At 42.9% G+C, this 12,850-nt stretch carries 15 protein-coding genes; 8 read left to right on the forward strand and 7 right to left on the reverse strand.

Features of this window, described 5'->3' with window-relative positions:
- Positions 1-229 precede the first annotated feature (229 nt).
- Positions 230-1,141 carry an aldo/keto reductase family oxidoreductase gene (locus K1M91_RS18960; RefSeq protein ID WP_232803831.1) on the forward strand — a complete coding sequence of 304 codons (912 nt, stop codon included), beginning with the start codon at positions 230-232 and terminating at the stop codon, positions 1,139-1,141.
- A gap of 33 nt (positions 1,142-1,174) precedes the next feature.
- Here the strand turns inward: K1M91_RS18960 and K1M91_RS18965 are convergent, their stop codons facing one another.
- Both K1M91_RS18965 and K1M91_RS18970 read right to left on the reverse strand, forming a co-directional pair.
- Complete coding sequence (locus tag K1M91_RS18965) at positions 1,175-1,519, reverse strand: DUF3802 family protein (RefSeq protein WP_232803832.1); 345 nt, start codon at positions 1,517-1,519, stop codon at positions 1,175-1,177.
- Between the two features lie 222 nt (positions 1,520-1,741).
- Complete coding sequence (locus K1M91_RS18970) at positions 1,742-3,466, reverse strand: DEAD/DEAH box helicase (protein ID WP_232803833.1); 1,725 nt, start codon at positions 3,464-3,466, stop codon at positions 1,742-1,744.
- Positions 3,467-3,967: 501 nt separating this feature from the next.
- Between K1M91_RS18970 and K1M91_RS18975 the strand changes: the two genes are divergently transcribed.
- A complete protein-coding gene (locus K1M91_RS18975; protein ID WP_232803834.1) occupies positions 3,968-4,552 on the forward strand; it encodes a hypothetical protein in 585 nt (194 codons plus the stop codon).
- A 107-nt stretch (positions 4,553-4,659) separates the two neighbouring features.
- A complete protein-coding gene (locus K1M91_RS18980; protein ID WP_232803835.1) occupies positions 4,660-5,286 on the forward strand; it encodes a YecA family protein in 627 nt (208 codons plus the stop codon).
- 52 nt (positions 5,287-5,338) lie between these two features.
- Here K1M91_RS18980 and K1M91_RS18985 read toward each other — a convergent pair whose 3' ends face one another.
- Positions 5,339-6,250, reverse strand: a complete 912-nt coding sequence (locus tag K1M91_RS18985) for a LysR family transcriptional regulator (protein ID WP_232803836.1) — start codon at positions 6,248-6,250, stop codon at positions 5,339-5,341.
- Positions 6,251-6,355: 105 nt separating this feature from the next.
- On the opposite strand from K1M91_RS18985, the gene K1M91_RS18990 reads away from it, so the two are divergent.
- From K1M91_RS18990 to K1M91_RS18995, 3 genes are all read left to right on the forward strand, one after another.
- Positions 6,356-7,255 carry a DMT family transporter gene (locus K1M91_RS18990; protein WP_232803837.1) on the forward strand — a complete coding sequence of 300 codons (900 nt, stop codon included), beginning with the start codon at positions 6,356-6,358 and terminating at the stop codon, positions 7,253-7,255.
- A gap of 159 nt (positions 7,256-7,414) precedes the next feature.
- On the forward strand, positions 7,415-7,543 hold the full coding sequence (locus K1M91_RS21475) for a hypothetical protein (RefSeq protein WP_282561192.1): 129 nt from the start codon (positions 7,415-7,417) through the stop codon (positions 7,541-7,543).
- A gap of 74 nt (positions 7,544-7,617) precedes the next feature.
- Entirely contained in the window at positions 7,618-8,019 is a 402-nt protein-coding gene (locus tag K1M91_RS18995) for an acyl-CoA thioesterase (RefSeq protein ID WP_232803838.1), read from the forward strand.
- On the opposite strand, the gene K1M91_RS19000 is transcribed toward K1M91_RS18995, so the two are convergent.
- Positions 8,014-9,099, reverse strand: a complete 1,086-nt coding sequence (locus K1M91_RS19000; RefSeq protein WP_232803839.1) for a hypothetical protein — start codon at positions 9,097-9,099, stop codon at positions 8,014-8,016. The genes K1M91_RS18995 and K1M91_RS19000 overlap by 6 nt on opposite strands.
- Before the next feature lie 68 nt (positions 9,100-9,167).
- On the opposite strand from K1M91_RS19000, the gene K1M91_RS19005 reads away from it, so the two are divergent.
- Positions 9,168-9,980, forward strand: a complete 813-nt coding sequence (locus K1M91_RS19005) for an NAD(P)H-binding protein (RefSeq protein WP_232803840.1) — start codon at positions 9,168-9,170, stop codon at positions 9,978-9,980.
- The gene (locus K1M91_RS19010) at positions 9,970-10,410 is read left to right on the forward strand and encodes a bifunctional diaminohydroxyphosphoribosylaminopyrimidine deaminase/5-amino-6-(5-phosphoribosylamino)uracil reductase RibD (protein ID WP_232803841.1); all 441 of its coding nucleotides are present in this window, start codon (positions 9,970-9,972) and stop codon (positions 10,408-10,410) included. The genes K1M91_RS19005 and K1M91_RS19010 overlap by 11 nt, the downstream gene beginning before the upstream one ends.
- A 245-nt stretch (positions 10,411-10,655) precedes the next feature.
- Here K1M91_RS19010 and K1M91_RS19015 read toward each other — a convergent pair whose 3' ends face one another.
- The 3 genes from K1M91_RS19015 to K1M91_RS19025 form a co-directional block, all read right to left on the reverse strand.
- Positions 10,656-11,045: a DUF5329 family protein gene (locus K1M91_RS19015; protein ID WP_232803842.1), complete on the reverse strand. Its 390-nt coding sequence runs from the start codon at positions 11,043-11,045 to the stop codon at positions 10,656-10,658.
- A gap of 193 nt (positions 11,046-11,238) precedes the next feature.
- On the reverse strand, positions 11,239-11,448 hold the full coding sequence (locus tag K1M91_RS19020; protein ID WP_232803843.1) for a cold-shock protein: 210 nt from the start codon (positions 11,446-11,448) through the stop codon (positions 11,239-11,241).
- 1,143 nt (positions 11,449-12,591) lie between these two features.
- The gene (locus K1M91_RS19025) at positions 12,592-12,849 is read right to left on the reverse strand and encodes a hypothetical protein (protein ID WP_232803844.1); all 258 of its coding nucleotides are present in this window, start codon (positions 12,847-12,849) and stop codon (positions 12,592-12,594) included.
- Position 12,850: the final 1 nt, after the last annotated feature.

Consider the following 12,850-nt stretch of genomic DNA (forward strand, 5'->3'; position numbering starts at 1 on the left):
AGCGCCGATGGTAGTGTGGGGTTTCCCCATGTGAGAGTAGGACACCGCCAAGCGCCAAATAAGCTCATAGTGAGCAGCAGAAAGCCCGATTCGAAAGAGTCGGGCTTTTTTACGTTTGAAGAAAAGTAAACGCCAATATTTATCTATTTATTCCTTTTAAATACTGCATAAATTTCACACTCACCTGCTAGGCTATTGTTATCAATAGAGACCTAAGGTGGTGAATATAATGACAGTATCAAGAATACAATTAGGCAGTAAGGGACCTGAATTTTCGCGATTTGTGGCAGGCTTTTGGCGGGCGCTGGACTGGAATAAGTCTGATCAAGACATGCTGACGTTTATCGAGCAGAATATAGAGCTGGGTATTACAACGATGGATCATGCTGATATCTACGGCCAATATCAGTGTGAAGTTGCGTTTGGAAGGGCATTGAAGTTAAATCCAGGACTTAGGAGTAAGATTGAATTAGTTTCCAAGTGTGGCATAAAGCCCGCTTTTGATTGTACTCCCGAGCGATATGTAAATCACTATGACACTACCCTGCAGCATATCTTATATTCAGTCGACCAGTCTTTACAGAACTTGGGGACGGAGCAGCTGGATTTATTACTGATCCATCGACCCGATCCTTTAATGAATGCTGACGAAGTTAGCAAAGCGTTCGAAAAACTAAAACAGAATGGGAAGGTAAAGCACTTTGGTGTTTCGAATTTTAGCGCAACGCAATTTAGCCTGCTGCAGTCGCGGCTAAATTTTGATTTAGTAACTAACCAAATCGAAATATCGCCTTTAAACATGCAATCGCTACATGATGGTGCATTAGACTATTGCCAACAACATAATATTACCCCGATGGCTTGGTCTTGTTTGGCAGGTGGGGATATTTTTACCGCTCAGACTGAACAAGCTATCAGATTGCGTGAGGTATTGGTAAATATATCGAAAGAGTTGGGGGCGGATAATATGGATCAAGTGATATATGCTTGGCTGTTAGCATTACCGGTTCCCGTTTTACCGATCATTGGCTCGGGCCGTATTGAACGTTCCCGCACTACCGTGTTGTCAGAACAACTTCAGTTAGACCGTCAGCAATGGTTTAGTATTTGGCAAGCTTCGATGGGGCATTCAGTCCCCTAAGGACACTTTTGATTGAAGCGTAGATATAACGCTTCAATCAAACTTAGTTAGCTCAGTGTCAAACAAGTTTTTGATCAAGCCAATGAATTCCGTTAAAAATTCTTTTTGTTCCGGGGTTGGTGCTTGGTGCCAAACGGTAGAAAGGACTTCTTCTAAATCATGTACGATAGCATCCGTTTCTCGAACGACTTCAAAACGGTGGGTGCTGTCGAGGTGCTCGTGTTGGATACACACCCTCATTACATTTTCAGCGATAAGGTCTGAGACATATTCAGCAACAGAATCTTCTTGAGTTGCGCAACCTTTGCTTTCAAACAAGGCAAGATTGTTAGTCAAAAAATGTATAAGTTGAATATAACCTTCGCTGTCTATAACCATAATTTGCTCTCAACATTGCCTATGATAAACATGTACTAGCATGATGCGCTTGATTCGAGTTACATCATGCTTGTACTGGTGATTTTATAGTTAAGTATAGATACATTCCATGTCTTAATCCGCGTTGATTGATATCAATTGGATGGAAAGCACACTTTGTATATCTGAGGCATAAAAAAACCGTCGCAAGGACGGTTATTGAATCAACGTAACAGCGACTAATTAGTCTTTACGAGTATCACGTTTTTTTGGTGCGCGACGACGAGGCTTGTTAAATGTACCTGCATCATCAACCTTATGCATTTTGATTTGCTGAGAGCAAATGTACACTTTTTGGAAGTGTTTCAGTAAGTCGGCCGGCATATCTTGTGGTAACTGTACCGTTGAGTGATCGTCATGTAAGACGATATCACCGATAAAGCGGCTGTTCATATTTCCTTCGTTAGCAATGGCACCAACGATGTTTTTAACTTGTACGCCATGTTCACGACCTACTTCAATACGGAAGGTGTCGAGTGGTACATCAGGGCGACGGCGTTCACCGCGCTCTGGACGTTCGCCACGAGGACTACGCTCACGACGAGGGCGATCTTCACGACCACTACTAAAACGTTCACGAGATGGCTCTTCAGGTGGTAGTTGGAATGGCTTATCTTTCTGTGCCATATAAAGTAACGCAGCGGCCATACTCTCTTTGCTAAGCTCTAGTTCAGCAGACATTTGTTCCACTAGCTGGTTATAGAACTCCATACTCTCAGCTTCGATAACTTTTTGGATATCAGTTTGGAATGATTCGATGCGTTTTTGTGTTACTTCATCACGGGTAGGTAATGACATCATAGTGATCGGCTGACGTGTTGCGCGCTCGATGGCACTAAGCAAACGACGCTCACGTGGGGCCACGAACAAAATGGCTTTACCTGTACGCCCTGCACGACCAGTACGACCAATACGGTGAACATATGACTCAGTATCGGTAGGAATATCGTAGTTAACAACTAAGCTGATTCGCTCAACATCAAGACCACGAGCGGCGACATCGGTCGCAACAAGAATATCCAATGTGCCTTCTTTCAAGCGCGAAACGGTACGCTCACGCAACACTTGGTTCATATCACCATTTAGTGCCGAGCTGCGGTAGCCGCGTGCTTCTAATTTTTCTGCTAGTTCCACTGTTGCCGTTTTGGTACGAGCAAAGATGATCACGCCATCAAACTCTTCTGTTTCCAACATTCGAGTAAGTGCGTCTAGCTTGTTTACACCACTTACCATCCAAGCTTTCTGCTCGATATTTTCTACGGTAGATGTTTTTGCCTTGATCTTGATCTCAGTTGGCGTACGCATGTAACGCTTGGTAATGCGACGAATTTGATCTGGCATCGTAGCAGAGAATAGCGCTGTTTGGCGCTCTGATGGTGTTTCAGCCATGATGGTTTCAACATCATCGATAAAGCCCATACGCAGCATCTCGTCTGCTTCATCTAATACCATGGCTTTTAGTTCAGACAAATCTAATGTGCCACGCTTAAGGTGATCCATGATACGACCTGGTGTACCAACAACAACCTGTGCACCGCGCTTAAGTGATTTGAACTGCAGGCTATAGTTTTGGCCACCATAAATTGGTAACACATGGAAATTTGGTAGGTAACGTGAATAAGCTTGGAAAGCTTCAGCTACTTGAATAGCTAGTTCGCGTGTGGGGGCAAGTACTAAAACTTGTGGTTTATTACTTTTAAGATCGATTCTCGCAAGTAATGGTAGTGCAAATGCGGCGGTTTTACCGGTGCCGGTTTGCGCCATACCTAACACGTCCGCTCCGTCCAGTAACAATGGAATACACTGAGCCTGAATAGGAGAAGGAGTTTCATAGCCGAGTTCTACCAAGGCTCTCAAGATAGGTTCAGGAAGGTGTAATTCATTAAATGAAGGAGTTTCTATGGACATGTAACCTCTGATGCGAGTGGGTAATTGAAAAAGCGCGGTATTATATGATAAATGGTCACGAAACGCTCGATATTTATGCTGTGGCTCACAAAAAAAATGAAAAAAGGTTGGTTTTTATGGCTGTTTTCCTCAAAAACAACGAAAACAGAGTGCCAAATTAGCCGTTTCATCTCTTTGTCACATACACCGTCCCGTATAAATGATAAAGCAGAGTGTAAACTATTTTTACGTTCTTGGCTGTTTTTTGAGCAATTATTCTTATCTATCTTTTGTCATTTCTCTTATTTAGTGTCGTTAGTTGGCCTTATTTGTAATGGGATGTATCAATACTAGCTTTAAGCGGTTTTTTGTTGCCAAGTTGTGATGATAATGTGATGTTTATTGAAAGCTTGGTAATGTGCTGTCGGCTTGGGTTTGTGGTTGATTAATATCTTGATAGAGTTGCCTCTGTAATACCTAGCAAGGATGCTTAGGTTTGTTATTACTGAAAAGGATTTCAGCATGAAAATTGTACTACTGTATGCTCATATACTGAGCTTAGCAGCGGCCATTGGCGCCATGATAATGACCGAACTGCTTATTTCACGTCGCTTTCGTAATTTTAGTTATGATTTATTTGAAGTTATTCAGTTAGCCCATCGCACCATAAATTGGTCTTTGGCTGTGCTTTGGCTATCGGGTATTGGTTTTTTGCTGCAGGGTTATAGTGAAGATCCTGCATATATCATGAACCAAAAAGTCTGGGTCAAGGTATTAGTGGTCGCATTAGTGACACTTAATGGCTATTTTATTTCTCGTCGCGTTTTGCCAAATATTAGAGGCTTGTGTGAAGGAAACCTTTTGGCTAACAGTGTTGAGCAAGCGCTATTATTCCGCGTGTCTATTTCTATCTCACTAGCCGGTTGGCTTATTGCTGTGTTTTTTGGTCTTGCTAAATTCCTTAGTTATCAAGCTAACTTTTTTGAGCTGTTAGGTGCGTACCTAGGATTAACGGTTATATTCTTTTGTGGTAGTTTTTGCTTGCCGAATAGTCCACTAACTCAAGTACCGACTAAATCAGATGAAGGTGATCTGCTCAAGAACTAAGCATGAGTGAATCGCATCGCGATCAGGCTCTCATATCTTATGGATAGTGTTGGGCCTTATCTCTGCTTGCTTTATTATCGAATCAGTTGAATGAATAAGGACTTCTCATGTCGTACAGCACATCTTCGTTAATTAAAGCCATTAATCATCCTGCTTTGGTTGATAAAGTAATGGGGCCGACACAAGCGCAGGGCTTTACCTTTGCCATTGTTAGTGCGCCAGCGTTAATTCCCACCAAAGACTGGTGGCCAATGTTATTTGTCGATCAAAAAATTAGTGCAGAGATTGCACCTGAAGTGCGAGATGCTTTTTTACAAGAGATCATGGTTTACTTTAAGCATGCCGTTGATGAGTTAAAGGCTCCTGAGGGCTTTACCTTCCCTGATGTGTGTGACTGTAAAGATAATAATGCGAATGTTGAGTTAATGGCATTTTGTGCTGGTTTCTTACAAGGCTATCACTGGCTTTCAGACCTATGGCAAGATCGTTTATCCAATTTGGATGATGAATCGAAGTCTTTAGTATCGCAAACTTTACTGGGCTCAATGGTTTTATCCGGCCACCCGCAGTTACCAGCCATGTTGAAAGATACACCTAAAGACCAGCTCCCTGTGGTTGATGATGTCTATGCCGACATGCCAAAAACCTTAACTATTTTTGCCACCTTTGGTCGTCGTATTGCTGCAGCAGAGACAATCGCAGAGCTAAAGAAGGCCGAAGCCCCTAAGGCTTAACTTTCTATTAACGCTTAAGTTTGATAAAGGCACGCAAGTGCCTTTTTTCATTTCAAGTTTTTTGACAAATATCGAGTATTGCTTGTTTAAGCCAGTTGATCGCTGCATCGTGGCTGGTTAGCGGGTGTTGAGCTATTTCATAGGAGACATTAATTTCGTCAGTGCCTAATGTCAGTTGCTTAATAGGGTAGAGTTGACATAACTGGTCGGCAACCATTTTCGGCACCATGACTAAGTAGTTTCCACCCATGAGTAAGCCCGGCACTGCTGCAAACGTGGGCACTTGTGCTGCAATCTTTCGCGTTAATTGGCGTTGTGCAAAATATTGATCTATCAATTGCTGTGAATGGCCCCAGCTTGACGTATAAATATGCGGTAAGCTGACTAATTCCTTCGCTGATATTTCACCTTGTTTTTTCGTTGTGAAATTACTCGATGACAAGCAAGATAAGGGGTTAGAAAGTAAGTGTGTCTTTACTAATTTCGGGCTTAAGTGGCCGCTGCCAGCAAAACCTATTACTAAATCAATGGCTTTTCGTTCAAGCTCTTTCTCGTAGTCACTATTAGTTAATTCAAATATATCTAATCTAAGATGCGAACCAAATTCGCCCAAATATTGAATAAGTGGTGCAATATAGGTGTGCTCGATGGCTCCTCCTACCGCCAGTCGAAAATGCTTGGCATTTTGTGTTGGATCGAAACTGGCTTGGCTATTGACGCCTTGCTGAATTAATAGCAATGCCTGTTGGATCGCAGGGGCCATCAACAAAGCCTTTTCGGTGGGTTGCATCTCTCTTCCTACCTGCACAAATAAAGGATCGTCCAGTTGGTTACGTAACCTTGCTAGGGCGTGACTAACGGTGGATTGGGATAAATGTAACTTTTGCGCAGCCTGAGTGACGTTTCGATGCTGAATCAACACATTGAATACCCGCAGTAGGTTGAGGTCGAGCTTGCTATACATATTAATATTCCACATGCCTTTATGTTGATAATTCATTTTATGAATACATCGGTGGTTATTACAATATGCAGAACTAAATGTTTATCAATCAATAAAGAGTAAGCAATGAGAAGTTACATGTATTTATTAGGCATTGGTCTGCTATGGGGGTCGCAATTTATTTTTATGCACCAAGCGCTGATTGCTTTCCCGCCGCTGGTCGTGGCTGCAAGTCGTGCGTTATGCGGCTTTGTCACCTTAGTGCTGGTGTGTCGAATTTTAGGGCTCAAAAGTGAAAAGTTTAATTGGCTTGTCTATATGTCGATAGCTTTGCTTGATGCAACTTTACCCTTTGTGCTGGTTGCTTGGGGTCAGCAGTATGTTGATAGTGCAGTGGCTGCGGTTACTATGGGTACCATACCGTTTATGACCTTATTGTTAGCACCCTTGGTGTTAAAATCTGAAAAAATTTCCCTATGGGGGATGATCAGCGTGGCACTGGGTTTTGCCGGTATCGTTGTTTTATTTGCTCCTCAGCTCGCGGAAGCGTCGAGTTTATTGTGGCCAATACTCGCTATTTTATTCGGTGCCGCTTGTTTTGCGTTGGGTATGTTAATGATCAAACGGTTTGCCAGTGAGGCGCCGTTGTTGGTGGCGCGCAATATATTGGCATGTGCGGCACTGCAGTTAAGTGTGTTGGCACTAGTAACACAAGATTTTGGTGCGATTGTGCCAGAAACCAACGCTATCTTGTCTTTGTTGACGCTAGGGATATTCTGTACTGGTTTAGTGTATTTTCTATTTATGGCACTGATTCAGTTGAGCGGGCCAACTTTTGCTTCCTTTAGTAACTATTTAGTGCCTTTGTTTGGGATGTTGCTGGGGGCGTTGTGGTTAAACGAACAGATTAGCCATACCACTCTTATTGCATTAGTGATTATTCTTGGTTCGGTGGCGCTAAATCAATGGGCGAGTCAACGCGATAAAAAGCGTATTGAATTAGAAAGTGCGTGCCAAGTGAGCTAACCGCTATTATGTAACGTGGTGCCTTTCGTACCTGATATTTTAATTGCACAAGCCAACACTCAGTGTTGGCTTTTTGTTGCTACTTAATTTGCTGAAGTCATGCATTTGTAAGGTGTTTAAGTATAATAGCTCACTGAATTCAACATTCGGTTACAACAAATGAAGTACCACCAACGCAAGTATAAAGTGAGTAAGCGAATTAAGCGGCGTTTGATGGTGCGTTATCTGCGATTTAATACCATCAAAGAGCAAGAAAAGAACGAGTCAGCCAGTAACTGTCATGATTAATTCCCGCTATTTCAGACAATAAGCTTGTTAATGTAGCGCGTTGTTACGGATGAATGATAAAGGAGTAAAGCAGTATGAGTCAGCCATTTCGCCTGCCGTTTAAAGTGCGTGATTACGAATGTGATATGCAAGGTATCGTTAACAATGGGGTGTACTTTAATTATCTCGAACATGCTCGCCATGAATTTTTGTTGCAGCAAGGCGTAAACTTTGCCGAACTGACTCAAGAAGGTATCCATCTTGTAGTGGTAAAGGCGGAGCTAGACTATAAAACTTCGTTAACCAGTGGCGATGAGTTCTACATTCAAGTTGAACCTGAGCGGCCAAGTAAAGTCCGCTTTGCTTTTCGCCAAACAGTGGTAAGACTAAGTGATAATAAAACGGTATTGACCGCATTGATCACAGGTACTTCACTCAATAAGTCCGGTCGTCCTTATATCCATCCAAAGGTTGATTGCATATTTCCTCGCTCATAAGGATATAAGGTGCAGCGCAGCTTGCGTGGCACCTGACTGCCATTGTCCTGTGTTTGTATTTTCTGCTTGCATCACTTGATCGACTAATAAACTAAAGCTTGGCGTGGCAAGTTGCTCTGGTGCTATCTCGGCACAACTTATATGCTGTGCTAAGAAGTGATTGAGGTAAGGTGTTTCCGGCCAGTCTGGACGGGTTAAGGTTATCGCTTTGGTTTGCGCTAATGCTAGTTCGGTATAGGTGCCGTAGCCCGGTTTGGTGATCACCACATCGACACTAAAGACTAAATCGAGAAAGGGTAAACGGGTATCGGTAAAGTGATGCATATCTGGTCGCCCTGCTGGTGGCGTTTGATCGACCAGCCATACCCAACCTGATTTTTGCGGCCATTGGCTTAAGTCTATCGGCACTCTTAACCCACCTAGAGCAATTAAGCCAATTTGCGTATCTGAGCTTAGTGCTAGCTTTTCATTTAAACGGGAACGCTGGTTTTGTCCTGATTGGCAAATCGGGCCGATTTCTATCTCTTTGGTTGATTTCGGATTTGGTACATGGGGCTCAGGCTTTAATGCAACACGAACACTTGCATAAGCATTATCCATTAATGGTATCAACTGACCAGATAACGTGGGCTCTTTGCTGTAATGGGACAAGATTTGCGACCAATTAAATGGGCAAATGCTCACACTGGGTATTGCTAAATTAGCCGCTGCTGCTAGGGTGATGGGTGAAATGTTACTCACCACTAAATCTGGCTTTAGTGAAGCGAGTAATGCTTGCTCAGCCGCTACTTTTTCTGGCCACCCTTGCAATAATTGTTGGTATTGCTCTTCGCTTCGTTTGAGATCGATAGAGATGGCAGAATGCATGACCATGCCAAAGTCGGAGCCAACTGCTATTAACTCAAATTGCGCAGCTAATCGCGGCTTAAAGTAGCTTATCGGAATAGTTGAAAGGATCGTAATCTTAGTTTCGGGGGCGATCTTCTGCAACTCAGAGATCACTGCGCAACTAATTGCTCCGTGGCCAAAGCCATGATGGGTAATAGAAAAACAGATATGCTTGGGTTTATTGTTGGCCATGGTTAACATCACCCTAGAAATAATATTATGGTGACTATACCCAACTTTGTCGTTACTAAGGAAGTGAAATGAACAAAGCGAAAATTGCGATTTTTGGTTGTGGCTGGCTGGGCGAGCCATTAGCGTTCGCACTACAGGCGCAAGGTTGGCCGGTCAGTGTATGTCGCCGCGATACTGAGCAAGTCGATCGCTTAGTGCTGTCAGGCTTAGATGCTCATGTTATTAAGGTCACTGCGAGCCAAGTAATAGGTGATGTGGGTGCTTGGTGCGCTCAGGCTGAAGTCGTCATTGTGATGTTACCGCCACGCAGTAAGTCGCAAACGCCAGACATCTATCAACAACAAATAAACCAGCTAGTGATAGCATTACAGTCTCAGCACGTTAAAAAAGTGATATTTATCAGCACTACAGGTGTTTATGCTCAAGGTGATCACTTACTAACTGAAACAAGTCCGTTAAAACAAGGCTCTGTGTTAGTCGATGCTGAGAAAAAAATGCAAGCCGCTTTTTCCAGCATTATTTTACGCTTTTCTGGATTGGTAGATAAGAATAGAACACCTGCACGCTTTTTAGCGGGTAAACAGCTAGAAGCTGGCCTAACGCCTACCAACCTGATCCATCAGGCAGATTGCATTGCCGTGATCAGTCAGTTATTAGCGCAAGACTGGCAGCCGGATATCTATAATGTTAGTACCGAAAATGGCCTTGCCCGTGCTGACTTTTACATTGCGGCAACTGCTCATGCTGGATTGATCCCGCCAGTGTTTACTAATGCAAACAGCCAGCCAAAGCGGAGCGTTTCGAGCCAAAAAATCTTACAATACCTGAATTATCAATTTCAGTACCCAAACATTCTTACGTGGTTAACCAATGAAACCTGAACAAATAGACTTTTTTATGCAGCAGGCTATCGAACAAGGCAAGCTAGCTTTACCAGCTTGTCGCCCTAATCCGCCAGTGGGCTGTATTGCAGTTAAAGATGGCGTGATCATTGCCAAAGGCCATACCCAACCGCCAGGCAACATGCATGCCGAGGCGATGGTGTTGGCGCAGTTGGATAACTTGCAGGGAGTGAGCTTGTTTGTCACCTTAGAGCCATGTTCATTTGTTGGGCGCACACCATCTTGCGCAAAAACCATGGTGGCTCGTGGCGTTGAACAGGTTTATGTGGGGTTGATTGATAGCCATATTAAAAACCAAGGGCGAGGCATTCAGATTTTACGTGATGCTGGTGTACGGGTTGAAGTTGGGGTGTTGAAAGCGCAGTTAGAGCAAGAATTAGGCCCCTACCTCTTAACTAATGAAGCCTAAGGGATTGCTTGTTCCGAATTCTAGATAAACGAAACAATCTGTTTTCCAGCAAAAATGCGGTCAATATATTCCTACACGTTTTACGTTTTCATTCCTTAAAATCACCACCCGCTCTATTGTTTGCAGCCTATTTCAGTAAAGCTGAAGTGAATAAACTCAGCTTTGCTTAAGCCTATCACTAGTAGACAAGGTGCATTTTCTATCCAGAATTTGGATGAATTAATGTGTTCTTACTTTGGCTGGCGTTAAAACATATTGCCTTTATTGGCTTTGGTCAGGCGATAACGTATTAGTTGCTCGTTAAACCAATCTTGGCTTGATTGGTGGCTTTGCTTGTTACAGGTGAGCAGGATTGGCTCACCCGTTAACATATCGCGTGCGGTGGCGAGACGAATAAAGTCTTCGGTGTTTTGAATGTCTTGCTGGTAAGTTTTGAATTGCTTTTTAAACAGCTTTTTACTGTCTAAGCTAGATAACTGCGTATCACCTTGCTGTATTTGGCATTTATTCTTATCAAAGATCAGTAATAGCTGGGTTACTTCTTGCTTTAATGGGCTGCTTTGGGCGGCAATTTGGAAGCTAGCAACTACAGAGAACACGGCCAGAACAGCGATTGAAGAGCTAAAATAATTCATAATAAGGGCTAAGCTGCATCAAGGTGATTAATGGGCGGCGATTATACTGAAAAGGTTACCAGATGCGAGGGGTGAGAGGAGAAAAACCCTAACGCTGTATAAAGAAGGCTTAGAAGAAAGTATTGAGTTAGATCAATATTGAAGCATAAAACCGAAACCAAGGCATTGGTGCACTTGGTTTCGGTCAGAATATTTAGAGCAGGGTAACGTTTTCTGCTTGTGGGCCTTTTTGGCCTTGAACAACTTCCATCATTACTTTTTGGCCTTCAACTAGGGTCTTACGACCGCCAGCGTTAATGGCACTGAAGTGAACAAACACATCTTTACCACCTTCACGCTCGATAAAACCAAAACCTTTCTCGTCATTGAACCACTTAACGGTACCTGCAACTTGATCTGACATATTTCTCTCTTACTTAACTTTTGTTACTTACATAACATTAAATTTTACCAGCGGGGGCTGGCGAACTATCAAAGCCATGTTTAAGCACTCAAGCGAGTTAAGGTATGGGTTACAGCTTATACCACAGCAAACGGCGCAGAGTTAACTTGTATAAGGTCATGTCGGCCTTAGTCAAACAAGGCAAGTTAAGCTTATACCATGGAATATGAAGGCACAATTTTTTAGCCGTGATATTTGGTGATCTAGGTCTGACCGTGATTGATTTTATATTTATTTTTTTGCTCTTGCCATTATGTTGGTTTTTTAGCAGGTAAGTCCCGATAGGATTTTACGTCGTTATAAAGGTGTAAGAGATCGGCCATGAGTTGCGTGGTAAAGCGCCCGAAGATACTTTGATTATTTCGCTTTTGTTGTGAACAAAACACTATAACTTAACTTTAAGTTACTGTTTTTAAATTACTATACTTTATTTTGAATAATTTGTGAGGACTTGATTAGTTCTAAAGTAGGTATTTTCCCCTATTGGATCACGTATATTTAATGACGTAGGGACGCAGCAGGAATCGAACAGGATGTTTGATTAGATGTTACCAAGGAGCTGTCACTATCAACTCAAGGACAGAGTCGGTGCTAAACAGGATGTTAGGCAACCAATGGAAGGTATAAGGAAGCACGCAGGGATAGCGTAATGGTTAGCTTAGGATGGTTGACCGTCAAGGATGAAAAAGGAGATCACAGCAGGATGCTGTAATGGACACCTCCAGGAAGGAGAGTAGGACAAATCAGGATGATTTGTTAGTTAGGATGACATAGGGACGACTCAAGGATTGAGGTAAGGAAGCCTTGGAAAGGCATAAGTCAGGGAGCGCAGGGAGCACTTGGTTCATCAAGGAATGGTGAAGTGACTACGGCCCGATACGAACGTAAGTTTGTATCGGGCCTTCTTTCTTCTGAGCACTAAGTCTTGTTTATAAGTTAGCTGCCAAATGAATTAGTTTGTTCCATAAGCGACATAGTGGTATTACTACAATGCCTTTCCTGGAGCTTGCAAAAAGTGCAGTGAATATGTCCTATATGCGCTTTGTGTTTTCATCGCTGAAAACGAAATTGGGCCGTTGCGCTCGGCCTAAACAAAGCCGAAGGTTAAGTGAGCACTAATAAGCCGTTAAATTCAACAGCCGAATCGGGCGTGAGCTCAAAGTGAGTTTGCCAGCCGCCGCAATGTACCGACAAGATACTCATGTTAGTTTGGTGCTGTAGTGCAATATGTTGCGCTTGTACCTGCAACACTATGCTATTGGTATGAGTTTTTAGTTGGATTTTATCTTGCTCAAGTAAATGAGCCGTAAAAAACTCGCCGCTGGTCAAACGTCCCTCTGCCAGTAATGCTAAATCAGCCACT

Origin of the sequence: Motilimonas sp. E26, assembly GCF_021278025.1 — a bacterium.
GTDB lineage: Bacteria > Pseudomonadota > Gammaproteobacteria > Enterobacterales > CBDFNC01 > Motilimonas.